The 17983-nt window shown below is 44.8% G+C and carries 17 protein-coding genes and 1 riboswitch; of the genes, 8 read left to right on the top strand and 9 right to left on the bottom strand.

Translation table 11 applies throughout. The features are described from left to right. Positions 1-60: 60 nt before the first annotated feature. From L4B77_RS05335 to L4B77_RS05305, 7 genes are all read right to left on the bottom strand, one after another. Positions 61-969, bottom strand: coding sequence for a TIGR03899 family protein (locus L4B77_RS05335; RefSeq protein ID WP_429748963.1), 909 nt, complete (start codon positions 967-969; stop codon positions 61-63). A 350-nt stretch (positions 970-1319) separates the two neighbouring features. Next, positions 1320-1835 (bottom strand): DUF3299 domain-containing protein, encoded by a 516-nt coding sequence (locus L4B77_RS05330; RefSeq protein ID WP_261838213.1) that lies wholly within the window; start codon positions 1833-1835, stop codon positions 1320-1322. Between the two features lie 14 nt (positions 1836-1849). Further along, on the bottom strand, positions 1850-3109 hold the full coding sequence (locus L4B77_RS05325; RefSeq protein ID WP_429748961.1) for an ABC transporter permease: 1260 nt from the start codon (positions 3107-3109) through the stop codon (positions 1850-1852). Beyond that, positions 3106-3822 carry an ABC transporter ATP-binding protein gene (locus tag L4B77_RS05320; protein ID WP_429748959.1) on the bottom strand — a complete coding sequence of 239 codons (717 nt, stop codon included), beginning with the start codon at positions 3820-3822 and terminating at the stop codon, positions 3106-3108. The genes L4B77_RS05325 and L4B77_RS05320 overlap by 4 nt, the downstream gene beginning before the upstream one ends. A 139-nt stretch (positions 3823-3961) precedes the next feature. Further along, the gene (zrgA, locus tag L4B77_RS05315) at positions 3962-4591 is read right to left on the bottom strand and encodes a zinc uptake protein ZrgA (RefSeq protein WP_429748957.1); all 630 of its coding nucleotides are present in this window, start codon (positions 4589-4591) and stop codon (positions 3962-3964) included. A 41-nt stretch (positions 4592-4632) separates the two neighbouring features. Beyond that, positions 4633-4923 carry a DUF2607 domain-containing protein gene (locus L4B77_RS05310; protein WP_261838209.1) on the bottom strand — a complete coding sequence of 97 codons (291 nt, stop codon included), beginning with the start codon at positions 4921-4923 and terminating at the stop codon, positions 4633-4635. Between the two features lie 90 nt (positions 4924-5013). Then, on the bottom strand, positions 5014-5565 hold the full coding sequence (locus tag L4B77_RS05305; RefSeq protein ID WP_372040596.1) for a YtfJ family protein: 552 nt from the start codon (positions 5563-5565) through the stop codon (positions 5014-5016). A 252-nt stretch (positions 5566-5817) separates the two neighbouring features. Here L4B77_RS05305 and L4B77_RS05300 point away from each other — a divergent pair, with 252 nt between their 5' ends. Beyond that, the gene (locus tag L4B77_RS05300; RefSeq protein WP_429748954.1) at positions 5818-6018 is read left to right on the top strand and encodes a DUF1107 family protein; all 201 of its coding nucleotides are present in this window, start codon (positions 5818-5820) and stop codon (positions 6016-6018) included. 108 nt (positions 6019-6126) lie between these two features. Here the strand turns inward: L4B77_RS05300 and msrA are convergent, their stop codons facing one another. Next, complete coding sequence (msrA, locus tag L4B77_RS05295; protein ID WP_429748952.1) at positions 6127-6756, bottom strand: peptide-methionine (S)-S-oxide reductase MsrA; 630 nt, start codon at positions 6754-6756, stop codon at positions 6127-6129. A 195-nt stretch (positions 6757-6951) separates the two neighbouring features. On the opposite strand from msrA, the gene tamA reads away from it, so the two are divergent. From tamA to L4B77_RS05275, 4 genes are all read left to right on the top strand, one after another. After that, positions 6952-8664 (top strand): autotransporter assembly complex protein TamA, encoded by a 1713-nt coding sequence (gene tamA / locus L4B77_RS05290; protein ID WP_429748950.1) that lies wholly within the window; start codon positions 6952-6954, stop codon positions 8662-8664. After that, a complete protein-coding gene (tamB, locus tag L4B77_RS05285) occupies positions 8661-12413 on the top strand; it encodes an autotransporter assembly complex protein TamB (RefSeq protein WP_429748948.1) in 3753 nt (1250 codons plus the stop codon). Before tamA ends, tamB begins: the two co-directional genes overlap by 4 nt. Positions 12414-12466: 53 nt before the next feature. Continuing rightward, on the top strand, positions 12467-12826 hold the full coding sequence (locus L4B77_RS05280) for a gamma-glutamylcyclotransferase family protein (protein WP_261838204.1): 360 nt from the start codon (positions 12467-12469) through the stop codon (positions 12824-12826). A gap of 77 nt (positions 12827-12903) precedes the next feature. Beyond that, positions 12904-13260 (top strand): DUF2799 domain-containing protein, encoded by a 357-nt coding sequence (locus L4B77_RS05275; RefSeq protein ID WP_429748945.1) that lies wholly within the window; start codon positions 12904-12906, stop codon positions 13258-13260. 98 nt (positions 13261-13358) lie between these two features. Here the strand turns inward: L4B77_RS05275 and fbp are convergent, their stop codons facing one another. Further along, positions 13359-14369, bottom strand: coding sequence for a class 1 fructose-bisphosphatase (gene fbp, locus L4B77_RS05270; protein ID WP_429748943.1), 1011 nt, complete (start codon positions 14367-14369; stop codon positions 13359-13361). Between the two features lie 271 nt (positions 14370-14640). Here fbp and mpl point away from each other — a divergent pair, with 271 nt between their 5' ends. From mpl to thiB, 3 genes are all read left to right on the top strand, one after another. Continuing rightward, positions 14641-15999 carry a UDP-N-acetylmuramate:L-alanyl-gamma-D-glutamyl-meso-diaminopimelate ligase gene (gene mpl, locus L4B77_RS05265; RefSeq protein WP_429748941.1) on the top strand — a complete coding sequence of 453 codons (1359 nt, stop codon included), beginning with the start codon at positions 14641-14643 and terminating at the stop codon, positions 15997-15999. A 37-nt stretch (positions 16000-16036) separates the two neighbouring features. Beyond that, positions 16037-16660, top strand: a complete 624-nt coding sequence (locus tag L4B77_RS05260) for a flavin prenyltransferase UbiX (protein WP_261838200.1) — start codon at positions 16037-16039, stop codon at positions 16658-16660. 43 nt (positions 16661-16703) lie between these two features. Beyond that, a riboswitch (TPP riboswitch) is annotated at positions 16704-16823 on the top strand. Between the two features lie 53 nt (positions 16824-16876). Next, positions 16877-17869, top strand: a complete 993-nt coding sequence (gene thiB / locus L4B77_RS05255; RefSeq protein WP_429748938.1) for a thiamine ABC transporter substrate binding subunit — start codon at positions 16877-16879, stop codon at positions 17867-17869. Positions 17870-17983 lie beyond the last annotated feature (114 nt).

Genomic DNA, 17983 nt, shown 5'->3' with positions numbered 1-17983 from the left:
CTAGATTCCTATCAATACTCTTCACTTTTTACACCGTCTATTTATTGCACTGTCGATTGTTTAGACGGTGTAATTCACACTGCTTTTCACTTCGGTCTGAATCGTGAATTTTTGGCTTAAGAGCGTAATCAGTTGGTCGTAATATTGCGTGTTTGGCTTGTTGCCAAGCAAGGAGCAAAGCTCATTGCCTGTTGGACTGAATCGATAGTAAATCAGCTTCACCCCTTTTGATAACGGTGCCAGTGACATGCTCTTACCCTGATAGGTTAGGTGTAGGGCTGGATCGAAATCAATCTCTCCGGATTCTAATTCTGTGCCCAGAATAATCCCAAGCTCTATCAAGTGGAGTAAGCTAGAGTAGGGAAGGTTGTGCCCACCAAGGTTGATGGCATTGGTTGTGTCTCTTTTACCAAATCCGAATATCCCAGTATGAGATTTAAAACCGAGTAATAATTTTCTGCTGTTATCCCCCCCAAAACAACAGCCAAGCGATGCTGATCTTTGTAGGGTCAGCGCTTCTTTTGGTGTCATGTCTTGTAAGAGCTTCAGTGCTTTCATTGACGTCGAGCCTGGGTTAGTCACCTCTCTTTTTAATACTTGCCCCCAAAGCCTTTGCATAGACGTATTATGAATCTCTTGTGCCATATCGAAGAAGCGGTACAGCCAATCCTGATCGGGTTCTCCAGCGGCTTCATCCTTACAGGAAGAGTGCGCCAGTTTTAGAATCTGTTCGAGGTTCTTTTGGCGGAGCTCTTTGCGTTTTTTCTCTCGCAATAGCGCCCGCTCGATAAGAGTGATCTCACCTTTATCATTAGCTTTTGCATTAGGAGTAATTAAGGCATCTAAACCGAAGCTTTGTGCGATGTGCAACATTCTACTTGCGCTGTCAGCAAGATGAGGTTTTTTTTCATGCTTGTGCTGTGTATTACTGGCATGCTCAATGATTACTGGCTTTTGGGGTTCTGACATAAGAGTACCGTTAGGAGACGACTTAACTGTCTAAAATGTAACTCTTTATCTTATTGGTGGCTAGATTTTGCATGCAAAGTTGAAGAGTTTAACCAAGTTTTACTTTTGATAATGCTAATAAGATGTTAAATTTAAATGACCTTGTTAAGGAGGGGTTATGAGCCAGGTTAATAATAATAGGCTAAAAAAACAGCTAGGAATAGGGGTGTTACTGGCTATTTATGTGGTTGCTCTAGCCTATTTATCTCATTACATCGTATAATTTAGACAAATAGCCTTGTTGCTTAAATGTTGTTTTATTGTGTGTTTTACAATAAAGGGAGCTCATCCTTGAGCCATCCTTTTAATCATCACATGTCATCATATTCTTCTATCGCAGTCCCTTCAATAAGATAACCTGTTTGAGCCAAGTCATGGCTTATGGATTCTGTTTTCAGTGTACCGACGACATAGATCACATCCCATAGTTGCTGGATTGGGGCACCTTTGGGAAACTTTACATAGATGATTTGGTTCGGTGGCGGTGGCGGAACGTGGATACATGCGCCAAAGTATGGAACCAGAAGAAATTCAGTGATCATGTTCTCATCACCTTCCAATGGAATCACAAAACCGGGGATCTTGACTGTGCTGCCATTCAGCTCTGGGCGAACCGCGCCAATTGTCGATTGTTGGGGTTTATCCATACTATTGTGGTTGACTATCGGCATGCCAACTGAATCGAGTTGTGCTCGCTCTGACTCGGGAATCAAGTCAATCCAGTCGAGAGTTAATACTGACTCGTCAGTCGAAGTGGTGTCTGCATGAGCAGTACTGATAAACGGGAACAGAAGTAGTCCAAGTATCAGTAGGAATTTGCGTTGCATTATAGGTTCCTATTTTAGATTCGAATCGTCATACCATCAGATAATGACTGACGGTAAGCCCTGAAAGCGGGAATAAAGCCGATAATGATTCCGGCCACTTGTACCAGCATAAGCAGTGTCCACTCATGCGATGTGATGGCTGATAGTGATATGTTGATACCATAACTTTGCTGCACAATAGGAGCAACCACAGCAATCAGTGCAAACAACACCGCAACACCTAATGTTATGCCAAGGAAGGTCAAGGCGCTGGCTTCACTGATCAATAAACCAAACACATGACGAGGTCTCGCGCCCATCGCACGCAGAATGGCCATCTCTCGGCGTCTTTCTTGTAAGCTCGTGAGTAGACTGCTGAGCATGCCCAATAAACCGGCGACAACAACAAATCCTGAAACAATCAGCAGAGCTTGTTCTGCCACGGCCATCATGCCCCACAATTCGTGCAGCGCAATGCCTGGTATAATGGCACTCAATGGTTCTTTGCGATAGTTATTAATTTCTCGTTGCAGTGCGAAGGTTTGGATCTTCGAGTTAAGCCCAAGCATCATTGCGGTAATTTGCTTGGGTTGGAAATCAAAAGTTTTTAATGTTTCTGCATCTGGCGTGTGCCCCAGGTTGGCACCGGATTCCCAGCCAACGTGAATCGCTTCTATTGCCTCCAATGAGACATGCACGGTCTTATCTACTGGTGTTCCAGTGGGCGCCAGTATTCCCACAATCGTAAAGGGAAGGTTATCGTGGCGGCTGAAGGCAACATCACTGATACCGTGTGCCAGAATGATGTGATCACCGATCTTGTAATCCAACTTCTTTGCAACATCGGCACCAATTACCACATCAAATAATTGGTTGAACTCTTTCCCTTGTTTAAAAGTAAGTGGTTGCTTACTTCCATAGCGATAGTTTTCAAAGTAGCTGTGGTTTGTTCCCATGACACGGAAGCCTTTGTGTGAATCCCCCAATGAAATGGGTATCGTCCACTTTACGGCTTTGTGTTGGCTAAATTCCTCGTAACTTTTCCAGTCGATGTTGTTGGTTGCATTACCGATTCGAAATACTGAATAAAGCAGCAGGTTTACCTGACCAGAGCGGCCTCCAACGATCAGGTCTGTACCTGAAATGGTGTTCGCAAAGCTACTCTTGGCTTCGGTTCTGACACGTTCTACACCGAGTAACAGAATGACGGACACCGCGACGGTGAGAATCGTGAGAATGGCAGTTGCTTTACGGTTGAGCACGCTTTTTAAGGCTAAGTGAGTAATAACTTTCATACGACGACCTTAGCTTGGTTAAGGGTTTTTAAATCTATGCTTCGAGTGAACAGTTTTTCTAGTGTTGGATCGTGACTCACAAAGATCAGAGTCGACCCTGCTTGATTGGCTTGTTCTAGCAACAGTTCAATAAAGGCTTCTCGGTTGTCGTGATCCAAAGCGGAGGTTGGTTCATCAGCAATGATGATTTTGGGTTGGCCGATTAAGGCTCGTGCTGCCGCGACCCGTTGTTGTTGGCCAATACTCAACTCGGTAACGGGTTTATCCATTAAGGATTGAGGAAGTTTTAGTCGTAATAATAGATCTTGAGCGGTGGCTTGTAGGCTGTGGTTACTTTCTGTTACTTGCTGTTTGCGAATCTTTGAAAACTGGCAAGGAAGTGTCACGTTGTTGATTACTGACAAGTAAGGAAGTAGGTTAAACTGTTGAAAAATATAACCAATATGGTCGGCTCTGAATTTATCTCTTTGGCGAGGAGTTTGCTGTGTGAGATCTTGGCCAAGGATAGATACTACCCCTTGCTCGGCTTGGTTGATTCCAGTCAGTAGTCCTAACAATGTTGATTTTCCACAGCCACTAGGCCCTTTGATGAAAAGGTGCTCTTGGGCTTGGATATGCAGTGCAGGGATCGTTAGCGTTGGCGGCAATTCTGGTTTCCAACGAAAGCTGATATTTTCGAGTTTGACCACGAGTGATGAACGGTCAGAAGACATATTCGCTCCAATAATTAAAGCGGTGTCGCGACTGGAGTGTGATTCACATAATCAATACTCAGACAACACCGATCTGTACAGCCAAGTAAGTGTTCACTAACTTGGCTGTTTATCTACGTTTAATTCAATCTAAGACTGGTTAGAATCGAAAACTAACACGCTCTGCGTTAAGCACTTCTTGAATTTGTGCACTGTCAGTAAGCAGGTTCACAGTCATTAATTTTGTGTTGCTGAATTGAGAGAACCATTGAGTACTCACGGTATCCAGCTTCGCAATGTCTGAGCATTGGTAGTGATACTCGGCAGTGAACTCGCCGTGACCGTCTTTTGAGTGATTATGGCCTTCGTGGTCGTCATGATCGTGCTCTGCATGGTCATGGCTCTGGTGATCGTCATGATCGTGTTCAGCGTGGTCATGGCCTTCATGGCCTTCATGGTCATCATGCTCGCTCTCCAAGGTGTTCGTCACCGACTTGAACTTCAGCGTACAGCCTGCATTGTTGAAAGCAAAGAGCTCTTCTGGCTTGTTTAATTGCGCGACAGCTTGTTTAAACACTGTCTTTTGCGCCGCAGTTTTTGGATCATGCTCAAAGCCTACGACATCAGCACCGGGAGCCGTCACTTCAACAAGCAATTCTTGTCCATCTTGAGCAATATTCACTTCAACTTTACCGTGCTCGTGTGCTTCGTGAGAGCGGAATTCTTCGTTAGCTAGCACATTTGTTGAGACAGTCATGCCGATAACAACGGCTAAAATAGTAGGTTTCATGTTTTTTTCCTGAATAAAGATTAATTAAAAAATAGTGGTAATTAAGCGATCTTGACAGGAGGTGAACGGGCTAAATAAGCGAAATACAGGCGCTGTAACGGAATGACAGACTCTGTGATTGCGACCGTAAATGCTGAAGGAAATTCTGGAAGCTGGGGAAGTGAATGTGGCGTAATGAGCTGATTTATCGAAAATAGCTCACAGTGATGCGAAGTATGGTGCTCTGGGATGATATCTACAATGTGTGTTGCTGCTAGCACACTGAGCATGAGCATCAACCCAAGCAAGAAGCCTGTTTTGCGTTTCACATTGTTCGGTGTGTTTTGCCACATGAGGATGATTAACCACAGAATTTAAAAAGGATATTGTTATAATATAACAATATCCTTTGGTCAGGTCTCGAAAAAGACGTGAATATCTGATTAAAGATTCGCTTTAATCAACTCAATCACTTGACTGACCTCTGATTCGTTCAATGCACCTTCTTTAACAAACAAGAGGTTACCTTGCTTGTCTTGCACGATAATCGCTGAGCTTTGTTCTTTTAATGCCCACGATGACGCGACGGTACCGTCTTCATCTAGGACCATAGAAGACCATGGAAACTCTTCTTTGCTACTTTCGGCAGAAGATTTAACAAAAGACCCTGTCCCCCAAATCGCATCATCTTGGTTGATGATGGTGGTGGTTTGGTAGCTGTCTTCTGAAAACTTCGATGCTGTAATGGCTGCCATCAATGGTGCATTAAGTTCTTTAGAGCTGCTGCGGCCAGCGATAGCTTGAATGACGCGAACTTTACCTAAAAGATCATGGGTTGACCAAGATTGATAATCGGTCTTTCCATCGTTGAGGATGATTTCACCATAGCGACTAACATCAACCGCTGGTAGGGGAGCCCCTACTGATAGATTGTGAGCATTAGCAAAGAGTGGAGAGGCTGCGGCTAATAAAGCCAGTAGAGTTTTGTTTTTCATTATATTTTTGTTCCGCTTATGGGGTTGCTCTGGAAGTATAATATGAAATTTTAAAAATGCCTCTTTAACTTTTTATCGTACGATGTGAAAGCAAGTTGCATATATGTTGCTGGAATGTATATTGCATCAATGTCGAGATGAACCATAGATTATCTCGCTGTTTGCTAACGGATTTAGCGATTGTATGTGCTTGGAACTTGGTGATGGTGCCTGGTTGATCACTGTTGTACTCAAATGGAATTGAGGTTGCTTATGTTAAGAAAATTTTCGACTTACCGCCCACATCAGATGGCGCGTTTCGTTAAAGTCCTGTTCAAGGGCCAGTTTGCGATTGAAGGTGTGGGAGAGTTTCGCTTTGATCAAGGCAAGGTGTTGCTTCCTGAAGTCTCTGACAAACAAAAGCTCACGATTTTTAAAGAAGTGAACGGCACAATTGCAGCACTGCCGGTGTAACTGACGTTCATTGAGTGGTTTTTATCAAATAGATGAACAGCGAAAAGGGCTTTCTAATGGAAGCCCTTTTTTAATGCGTGTCGTTCTTGTTGGTATGCTAGCTGCACTTTATTGTGGCGGGAAGCAGACACCCGTTCCACCCAACCCGCAATAACCATTCGGGTTTTTAGCTAAGTATTGCTGGTGGTATGTTTCTGCGAAAAAATATTTTCCAGCAGGCAGAACTTCCGTGGTGATCTCGTTGCCTAATGATTCAGTTATGGCTTGTTGATATTGAAGTTTAGAGTGCTCAGCGATAGCCTGTTGCTCTTCATTGAAGGTGTAGATCGCGGAGCGATATTGAGTTCCTAAATCGTTGCCTTGGCGCATCCCTTGAGTGGGATCATGACGTTCCCAAAAGGTCTCAAGCAACGTTGCTAATGAAGTTTTTTCGTTATCGAAAATCACGCGAACCACTTCGGTATGACCGGTTTGCCCTGTACATACTTGTTCATACGTGGGATTCGCTGTGTGCCCGCCAGCGTAACCAACGGATGTTGAAATAACGCCATCCAATTGCCAAAACAAACGTTCAGCTCCCCAGAAGCACCCCATACCGATCAGGACTTCTTGTTGAGAGCCTGTTGGCGAGTCCAGTAGGTCAGTTTGATTGACGAAATGACGTTCGGTGATCTGGATTGGGTCAGCATTCCCCGGTAATGCGGTTGCTGCAGAAACCCGTTGTTGTTTATTTAGCATGTTATATTCCTTTTCGCATAGGTTTACCGCGCTGTCTTTTATTTACTGTGAGCTCATATTAACGGTCGGTCAATATTGAATAAGCCTTGAAATTAGACCGTGTTATTCCCGGATTTATTACAGACTCAATGCCTTTTTAGCGGTATTATTTCTTTTCACTTATTAACGTTTTGAGAACGTCTTCACCAATTAAACATGATAAGAAAAACTTTACCAGTTCTGATTGGCACTCTACTGTCATCGACACTTGCTTATGCTGACACATCCCTAGATATTCAAGGGCTTGATGGCGCGCTTGAGGATAATGTCGATGCTTATCTGAGTGCGATCCCTGAAGAAGACTATTCGGTTTCATTAAGGTTCCAATCTCGCTTGGAATCTATGATTAAAGATGCGTTGAGTGCGTTGGGTTACTACCAACCGAGTATCACCTTTTTTCCTTCAGAAGATGGCACTGAGCTTACTGTTACCGTTGAACCTGGCGCTCCTGTTCTTATCTATGTTTCGGATATCGTTCTGAGTGGTGAAGCGAGCGATGATCCTGATTTCCTAGCGTTGATCGCTAAGAGTCAACTGTCTAAAGGTTCGACCCTGAATCATGGAAATTATGATTCTTTGAAATCATCAATACGTAACCTTGGATTAGCGAAAGGTTATTTTGATGGTGCGTATGAACTCAGTAAGCTAGAGGTGGCTCCCGAATTAAATCGTGCTTATGTTCGTCTTCATTATAACAGTGGCATTCGTTATCACTTTGGTGCGACTCAGGTTACCGGAAGCCAAATCAATGATGATAAGGTTCAATCACTCAAACCCTTTGAAGATGGCGAACCTTATTCGATTACTAAAGTTGGCGAGTATAACCAAAACTTATCTAATACGGATTGGTTCTCTTCTGTGTTTGTTGAGCCTGATTTAAGCCAATTAGGTGGAGGTCGAGAAATTCCAATGAGGGTAAGTCTTGCACCGCAGGCGCGTAATCAAATCGAAACCGGCATCGGGGTTTCAACCGACCTTGGTATTAAAGGAACCCTCAAATGGAAGAAGCCTTGGGTTAACGAACAAGGTCACAGTTTCAATAGTAGCCTATCTATTTCTAAGCCAGAGCAGACCATTACGGCAACTTATAAAATTCCGTTGGATGATGTGCTTCATGACTATTATCAAATCAAGTACGGCATGAAAAACTTGGATAATCGTGATACGAAGAGCTTGGAATCAAACCTGGCGTTAGAAAGACATTGGCGTCTGGATAATGGTTGGCAACGCACGGTGTCCATTCGATATTTGGTCGAGAACTATGAGCAAGGTTTACAAGACGATTTAGCACAATTTGTGTTGCCGGGTATCTCTTTCTCTCGAACTCGAACTCGTGGGGGGGCGATGCCAATGTGGGGAGATAAGCAAACCATCATGGTTGAAGCCGGCGATGACTCCTTGTTGTCTGAAACTAGAGTCGTACGTTTTCAAGGGCAAACGTCATGGATCCGAAGTCTCGGTAACAATCACCGAGGTTTAACTCGACTTCAGTTTGGCGGAAACTTTGCTGATGAGTTTGACAAACTGCCGCCCTCACTGAGGTTCTTTGCCGGGGGGGATAACAGTATCCGTGGTTATGGGTATGAGTCTATCTCTCCTCGAGATCAAAGTGGTGCATTGACGGGAGCAAAATACATAGCAACCAGTTCGTTTGAATACCAATATCGTTTGGTAGGAAACTGGTGGGGGGCCGTCTTCTATGATATGGGTGACGCATTCAATGATTCACCGGAATGGAAGCATGGTACTGGGGTTGGGGTTCGTTGGGCATCGCCTGTCGGTCCCGTGAGTTTAGACTTTGCTTGGGGCCTAGATGCGGAGAAAGGTGATGAGTTCCGGTTACACTTTAGTTTAGGGCCAGAATTATGATCAAAGTGATGGGCAAATACATTAAGTGGACGTCGATTTCATTGACGTCTATTTTGCTGTTGTTGATCGCCCTGATCGGTTTTGTTTTGTTCACCAACCCAGGGTTGAACACTGTACTTTGGGGCGCAGAAAAAGCATTACCACAACTCAAGGTTGAAAGTACTAAAGGGGCTCTGTTCCCAAGCTTTACGCTGAATAATGTCCAATTCAAAGATGACAGCCTGCATATCGATACTAAGGTTGAAAAATTGGCCTTGGCTATTAACCCTCGTTGCCTGCTTGACCCTAAGCTATGTGTTGACCGCTTCGCCATTCAAGGGCTCGACTTTACCTTAACGAAACAGCCACCAGCCTCTTCTGAAGACACCGAACCCACTCCGCCGGTAACCTCGGTTAAAATTCCGCTACCGATTGTGATTAATCGTATTGCCTTGTCTGATATTAAGCTGAATATTTTGGGGAATAAAATTGAGTGGGGTCTGTTTTCTACCGCTTTGAGCATGCAGGGTGAAAAGCTGACGGTATCACCCACCTTATTCAATGACCTCAAGGTTAAGCTTGCTGAATCGACAGAAGAACCACAAGCAGAAACGGTGGAGCCTGAGACCGCCACTAAAACAGCGATCGAATTGCCTGAAGTCTGGATACCTTTACAGGTCGTGTTAGAGCGATTTGATCTCAACCGTTTTACCTTAGAGCAAGAAACCCCCATTGTTGTGAACCACCTTGGGCTTGAGGGGCGCGCGGGTAAACATACGGTGGATGTGTCAATGCTTGAACTCGATATGCCACAAATAAACGCGAACCTAGCGACGAAGGTTGAGCTCAAAGGGGGCTACCCACTAGATCTTTCTTTAGATGCATTAGTCAAAGAAACGGATCTTGCTGGCCAGAAATTATCGCTGAACGCGCACGGCAGCGTGGCTAAGCTGAGCCTTGATTCTCAACTTTCTGAATTGATTGAGGCAAAAATTTCGGGTGATATTCAACCTTTAGAACCGACACTGCCATTTGACCTCCTTTTAGAAGGTGGCCAAGCGCAGTGGCCTCTTACCGGTAAAAGTGATTACCAAGCGGCGATTGAGAAACTCAAAGCCGATGGAACGTTAGATGGTTTTAATGTGCAGCTTAAAGGCGAAGCGGATGGTAAGGATATTCCGGCTCTCGCCATCGACCTACAAGGCAAAGGTTCAAAGGAGAATATTGATCTTGAGCGCCTTAACCTGAAGACTTTGGGAGGAGAGCTAAATGGTGTGGTCAAAGCCAATTGGAAGACATTAGTTCACTGGCAAGCCAAGGTGACATTACACGACATTCAACCAGGGATACAGTGGCCTGAAGCCGAAGGTAGAATGAGTGGAAGCATTGTGACTTCGGGCGAACTGACGGAAGCTGGAGGATGGGCGGTTGAGTTGCCTAAACTCGATATTGAAGGGATCTTGCGAGAATACCCACTGGACATTGAAGGGCAGTTGTCGGCATCGGATCGCAATGCGAGTGGTGAACCGAAACTGAAAACCAGTGGTTTGCGCATAGCTCATGGTGTGAACTCGATTACGGCGCAGGGGCAACTTGATAAGCAATGGAATATGGGGATTGCTGTTCATTTCCCTGAACTCGCCAAAAGTATCCCTGATCTGAAAGGCAAAGTGATGGGGAACATTCAATTGAGCGGCCCCACACAAGAGCCGGAAGTCAATCTGTCTTTAAATGTTAATCAGGTTGATTGGAAGAACGAAGCGACACTTGATTCGCTGTCGCTTAATGGTTCTTTTGTGCCACTGCCGCACCCTCTGGCCGATCTCGAATTAAAAGCCAAGCACTTAACTTATCAAGACCAAAGTGTAGAAAGCATCGACTTAACGGTGAGTGGGGGCGAGAAACAACACACCGTGGCACTGGACGTCGTATCGGACATTGTGTCTGCAAGTTTGGCGGTCTCTGGTGAGCTGATTCAAAAACCGTCTCTTATTTGGAATGGCTCATTAGATCGAGTCAAAATCACCACAGAGCAGGGACCTTGGGTATTAGAGCAACCCGTCGCGATTAAGGCTGATGTCGACAAGCAGTTTGCCGATGTACAAGCACATTGTTGGAAACAGTCTAATTCGCGCGTGTGTTTGGATGAAGATGTTCATGTTGGTCAGTCAGGTGAGGTGAAGTTGACGATTAAACAATTCGACTTCGAGCAGATTAAAGCCTTTTTACCTAAAGAGACGCAACTGCAAGGTTTCGTCAATGCCACGGCCCATGCCAAATGGTCGCAACAACAGCAACCAGAGGTAACCGTAAGTGTTGATATGCCAAAAGGTCAGGTTACTCAACAAATCGGAGAGACGATCACGCTCGGTTGGGACAGCGTTGTATTGAATGCTCAATTAAAAGACAACCAGTTGAAAGCCGACTTTAACCTGGATGTGTCTGATAATGGTGATTTATCAGGAGTGGTGTCGTTACCGGATATTCGTGTTGAAGACAAACAGCTCGATGCGGCAATTAAATTGACGGCATTTCATTTGGATTTCTTACAGCCTATTCTCGGCGAATATAGTCGGTTGAAAGCGGTTCTTGAGAGCGATCTCAAAGTGAAAGGTTCTTTGATGCACCCTCAAGTCTTTGGTCAATTTGCCGTTGATGAGATTCAGGTTCATGGTGATTTCACACCCGTTGATATTGAAGATGGCCGGATTGACCTCGACTTTGACGGCTATCGTGCAAAGCTGGATGCCAATATTGAGACGCCTGATGGTCACCTCGATATCGAAGGTGGAGGGGATTGGCAAGACCTTCAAGCATGGCACTCCAATGTTAGAGTTTTTGCTGATGGGTTGATGGTTGATATTCCCCCTATGGTTAAGGTCAAGGTCGTTCCTGATATGACTATTGATGTCACTCCGGGCCTTGCGAAAATTACGGGTGATATTGCTTTACCTTGGGGGCGAATTGTTGTCGAAGACTTACCGCCTTCTGCGGTGGGTGTTTCTTCTGATCAAGTCATCTTGAATAAAGATCTTAAGCCAGCAAACGAAGATACGATGCCATTTGATGTGGTGACCAATATTAATCTTTTGACTGGTAATGACGTTAAACTTTCTGCTTTTGGCCTCAAGGGGGGCTTAGTCGGTAAGCTGAATGTCGCTCAAAAAGATCAAGGCCCATTTATCACGGGTGAAGTGAACATCGTCAACGGTACTTATCGATCATTTGGACAAGATCTGTTGATCGAAAAGGGTAAGATTTTAATGAATGGACCTCCGGATCAGCCCTACGTAGCAATCAGTGCGATACGCAACCCAGATAATACTCAAGATGATGTGACTGCTGGGATTCGGGTGACAGGCCCGGCGACAGAACCGAACATCGAGATTTATTCTGAGCCCGCCATGCCACAAGCGAACGCGCTATCTTATCTTTTGCGTGGTCAAGATATCGATGGAGAGTCAGGGAACGCGATGACAACGACTTTAATTGGCTTAAGCTTAGCGAAGAGCGGTAAGGTGGTTGGTGAAATCGGTGAAGCATTTGGTGTACAGGACTTACAACTGGATACAGCAGGCTCGGGGGATGACTCTCAAGTGACGGTGAGTGGTTATATTCTTCCAGGCTTACAGGTCAAGTATGGTGTGGGTATCTTTAACTCGTTAGGGGAGTTTACGGTGCGTTATCGATTGATGCAGGACCTTTACGTTGAAGCGGTATCGGGCTTAGACAGTGCCGTTGACCTTCTTTATCAATTTGAATTCGAGTAGAGGTATTGGCATCCATTCGTTGGCATGCAAATCGAAAGGCTTATGGAGTATTTATGCAGCATCTTGTTTTCGTCTATGGAACATTGAGAAAAGCGCAATCTAACCATCACTATTTGGAACAGTCTGAGTATTTAGGCACGTTTAACACGCCAGAAAGTTATGCGCTTTTTGATTTAGGTGCATATCCGGCGATGATTTCTGGAAATAAAAGTATCGTTGGCGAGGTCTATCTCATTAACGACGACGTTTTGGCATTACTCGATCGGTTAGAAGAAGTTCCGGTTGAGTATCGTCGTGAGCAAATCGAGACTATATTTGGAGTAGCGTGGGTATATTTATATCAGCGTGATCTCACAAGGAATGAACCAATACTTTCAGGTGACTGGTGTAAGTCAAACAACCGCTTTAGTTGATGAACTACTGGGAGCATTCTGACGTATTAGTGAACAGTCTCGACATGGGCTAATCATATTTTCATTAGGAGGAAATTATGAGATATCTACTAGTAGTATTATCAGTAATGCTATTTGGTTGTGCGCAAACTCCACCCCCAACATCATCTAATACCATGGATTGGCAGACTTTTGGTGAAGAAACTGCGTTGAAAGGCAAAACCAAACAAACGGAAGCCAGCCTGGCTGAAGCGGCGTCTACACCATCCATTGATGCAAACTTGTATGCTGCTTATGGTCAAGGCTATGAAGTGGGAAAAGCTCAGTATTGCTCTCAAAATCCAAGGGCGTTAGGGCGTCGCGGTGAGAGTTACTTTGGTATCTGTGATGATATCGATAAATGGTTCCGCTTCCACTTTGAGCGGGGGGCAGAATCCAAATATAGTGTTCGATAACCCGGCTTTACCCTAAAAAAGATATCACGAACAACGAAAAGCCAGCATGTGAATGCTGGCTTTTTAATGGCGCTCATTTCGATCAATAAGCGAGATAATTAGTCTTGGTAAAGCTCAAGAAGTTCTTCGACTTTTCGTACCATACTGGTTGAACCGACAAAGAAAGGAACTCGTTGATGCAGTTCGGTTGGCTTAATATCCAGAATGCGTTGAGCCCCATCTGAAGCGATACCACCGGCCTGTTCTATAATAAATGCCATTGGGTTGCACTCATAAAGTAAACGTAGCTTGCCTTGAGGGTGGCTTTGAGTACTTGGGTACAAATAGATACCGCCTTTTAGAAGGTTACGGTGGAAGTCTGAGACCAGCGAACCGATATAGCGGGATGAGTAAGGACGGTTATCGTTAGGCTCATTCTCTTGGCAGTATTTGATGTATTTTTTAACCCCTGTCGGGAAGCGGAAGTAGTTACCTTCGTTGATCGAATAAATCTGACCTTTATCTGGAATCATCATGTTTTCATGAGATAGATAGAATGTCCCCAGCGATGGGTCGTAGGTAAAACCATTCACTCCGGCCCCGGTTGTGTAGACAATCATGGTAGAAGAGCCGTAAACCACGTAGCCTGCGGCGACTTGTTTGTGTCCGGGTTGAAGGAAATCTTCTTGTGTGGGGGGAGTACCAATAGGGGATACTCGACGATAGATTGAGAAAATGGTACCAACCGATACATTCACGTCAATGTTTGAAGAGCCATCAAGTGGGTCCATTAGAACCACGTATTTTGCATTTTTGTTGAGCTCTTTATTGAAAGCAACGGCTTCATCTTCTTCTTCACTTGCTACGCCACAAACTTGGTCTCGAGCTTCTAGAGCCGCTTTAAATTTGTCATTCGCGTAAAGGTCTAACTTTTGTTGCTCTTCACCTTGAATGTTGTCTGTACCAACAGCGCCAGTAATGTCGACCAGGCCGGCCTTGTTGATTTCTCGGTTAACAATTTTTGCAGCAAGACGAATGGATGACAAAAGGGATGAAAGATCACCACTTGCATGGGGAAAGTCATTTTGTTTTGCAACAATGAACTCACCAAGGGTGCGAATCTCAGACATGTTATTTCCTTAAACTTCTCTGAATATTAGGGGGGATTTGAGCACAGTAGAATTTGCCTCTTGAGTGGGCTTTATTCATCTAGACGCTTACCCTAAATTCTAAAGCTAAGATCTTTTTAATGGTAATGAACTAAGCGATACAGATCTCACTTACTATGTCGACTCAATTTGTTTTGCATTGCTACTCGCTTTTAATCACCATTTAATGATAATGGGCATAAGTAGTTTGATTTAGACATGGTTCATTGAGCCAAGCGTTTGGAAACAATATATGCATATTCATATCTTAGGAATTTGTGGCACCTTCATGGGTGGTGCTGCGGTATTGGCTCGTCAATTAGGTCACAAGGTTACGGGGAGTGACGCGAATGTTTATCCTCCAATGAGTACCTTGTTGGAATCTCAAGGGATTGAAATTATTGAAGGGTTTGACCCAAGCCAGTTAGAGCCAAGACCGGATCTCGTGGTGATTGGCAATGCGATGAGTCGTGGTAATCCATGTGTTGAGTATGTATTGGATAATAATCTTAGATACACCTCTGGTCCTCAGTGGTTGCAAGAATTTCTACTGCATGACCGCTGGGTTCTGGCGGTATCCGGCACACATGGCAAGACCACGACATCAAGCATGCTCGCTTGGATTTTAGAAGACTGTGGCTATGCGCCAGGCTTCTTAGTTGGCGGTGTGTTAGGTAACTTTGGTATCTCTGCTCGTCTTGGTGAAAGCATGTTCTTTGTGGTCGAAGCCGACGAGTATGACAGTGCTTTTTTCGATAAACGATCTAAGTTCGTTCATTACCACCCAAGAACCTTGGTGATGAATAACCTAGAGTTCGATCATGCGGACATCTTTGACGATCTTGAAGCGATTAAGCGACAGTTCCATCATTTGGTGCGCACTGTGCCAAGCAACGGTCGCATTTTCTCACCTAAGCAAGATACTGCTATTCAAGATGTTCTCGCTCGCGGTTGCTGGAGTGAAACGGAATCGAGTGGCGCTCAGGGCGACTGGGATGCCAAGAAGCTGGTTAAAGATGGCTCTCAATTTGAGGTCTACTTCCAAAATGAATGTGTTGGAACGGTAAACTGGGATTTAGTCGGTGACCATAACGTCAATAATGCCTTGATGGCAATTGCCGCGGCACGACACGTGGGTGTGACTCCCGATCTCGCTTGTCAATCGTTGGCAACCTTTATTAATACAAAACGTCGTTTGGAGTTTAAAGGCGAAGTCGCTGGTGTTTCTGTTTATGACGACTTTGCTCATCACCCAACGGCGATTGAACTTACACTCGGCGGCTTACGTAATAAGGTTGACACTAAGAAGATCATCGCCGTGTTGGAGCCTCGTTCTGCCACTATGAAACGTGGTGTGCACAAAGAAACACTGGCCGATTCGTTGAAGCAAGCGGATTCTACCTACTTATTCCAACCGGATAACATTGATTGGTCGGTACAAGATGTCGCAGACGCTTGTCACCAACCTGCGCATGTCAATAATGACATGGAGGCATTTGTTGCTCAAATTGCCTCAGAAGCACAAGCGGGCGACCAAATATTGGTCATGAGTAATGGTGGTTTTGGTGGTATTCATCAGAAACTGTTGGATGCCTTGGCACTCAAAGGTTAACAGGCCCATAACCTTATTATTTGAAGTAATTGAGAACATGACAAAACACAATAAAGCGATAACACTCGCTTTCACTGGCGCATCCGGTGCGCCTTATGGACTGCGTTTACTTGAATGCCTATTGGCCGCTGATTATCAAGTCTACTTATTGATATCGTCTGCAGCGCGCGTTGTATTGGCAACAGAGCATGAACTTAAGTTACCTGCTGGGCCTGATGCGGCAAAACAAGCCTTGGTTAAGCATTTAAGTTGCGATCCAGAAAAGCTGGTGGTGTGTGGCAAAGATGATTGGTTCTCACCCGTTGCCTCTGGCTCAGCCGCACCGAAGCAGATGGTGGTTTGTCCATGTTCTGCGGGCAGCTTGGCTTCCATTGCTCATGGTTTGTCGGATAACTTGATTGAACGAGCGGCCGACGTTGTCATGAAAGAGCGAGGTCAACTGTTGTTGGTGGTTCGTGAGACGCCATTTTCGACACTGCATCTAGAGAATATGCATAAGCTCTCAACGATGGGGGTGACGATTATGCCTGCGGCTCCAGGGTTTTATCATCAACCTCAGTCGATCGAAGATCTGGTTGATTTTATGGTCGCTCGCATCCTCGATCATCTGGGTATCGAACAAGGTTTAGTGCCACGTTGGGGGTACGATCAACGTCTTTGATCTAAACTTGATAGCTTATTGTTAAAAATCGAATTACAATTCTGAACACTCATCGGGGAGCAGACCATTCAAATAATGAATGCGAGCTGAGATCAAGCAAGCGCTTGGGACCCGTAAACCTGAACCAGATAATGCTGGCGTAGGAATTGAGTTAGGAACAACCTCTACCGTTCTCCTCCCTCAAACCTGTGCCGCTCAGACCATGGAGAGCGTCCAGTGAAATTCACATTAACAACTCTTGCTGTTACTACAGCCATCTCTTTTTCTGCCTTTGCCGCAGATAACACCTTAACCGTGTACACCTATGACTCTTTTGCAGCCGATTGGGGCCCTCGTCCAGTCATTGAAAAAGCATTCGAAGAAAAGTGTGGCTGTGATGTGAATTTTGTCGCACTAGAAGATGGTGTGTCGATTCTCAACCGCTTGCGCCTTGAAGGCGGTAATAGCAAAGCAGATATCGTTTTAGGTTTGGATAACAATCTGATGGCGGAAGCGAAAGCGACGGGCTTATTGGCTGAGCATAATGTTGATACGTCTTCAGTGACACTTCCTAATGGTTGGAACGATAGCACTTTTGTCCCTTACGACTTTGGCTACTTTGCGTTTATCTATAACAAAGAGAAATTAGCAAACCCACCTAAGAGCTTGAAAGAACTGGTTGAGCAGCGGGATGACCTCAAGGTTATTTACCAAGATCCTCGAACTTCAACGCCGGGCCAAGGCATGATGTTATGGATGAAGTCGGTATACGGTGAGCAGGCGCCTGCCGCGTGGAAAAAGCTGGCGCAGAAAACAGTGACGGTGACGAAAGGTTGGTCTGAAGCTTACTCTATGTTCTTAAAGGGTGAGTCGGACTTAGTATTGTCTTACACAACATCTCCTGCTTACCACATCATTGCAGAAGGTGACACTAAGTACGCCGCCGCTAACTTTGAAGAAGGTCATTACATGCAAGTGGAAGTTGCAGCTAAGGTCAAAGGTAGCAAGAATGAAAAGCTTGCCGATGAGTTTATGGCGTTTATCTTAAGTGACGAGTTTCAATCGGCGATACCAACAGGTAACTGGATGTACCCAGTCACCAACATTGATTTGCCAAAAGGGTTTGAACAACTAACGGTACCGCAGAAAGCGTTAAGCTTTACGTCTGAAGAAATTGCCGCTAAGCGTAAGCCTTGGATTCGTGAATGGCAGAGTGCACTGACTTTTTAACTGACTATTTAAACAATGAGCTTTTTGACTGACATTAAAAAACTCAGCTTTCTGACTTCTGTATTTAAAGGTTCATTCGATATTCACTGAGTGGACCATTTACGGTAAAAAATC

The sequence above is a fragment of the Vibrio minamisatsumaniensis genome (genome assembly GCF_050337445.1).
In the GTDB taxonomy this organism is placed as follows: domain Bacteria; phylum Pseudomonadota; class Gammaproteobacteria; order Enterobacterales; family Vibrionaceae; genus Vibrio; species Vibrio artabrorum.
Note: the sequence above shows the minus strand (reverse complement) of the source record. Positions and strands in the feature narration are given on the sequence as shown.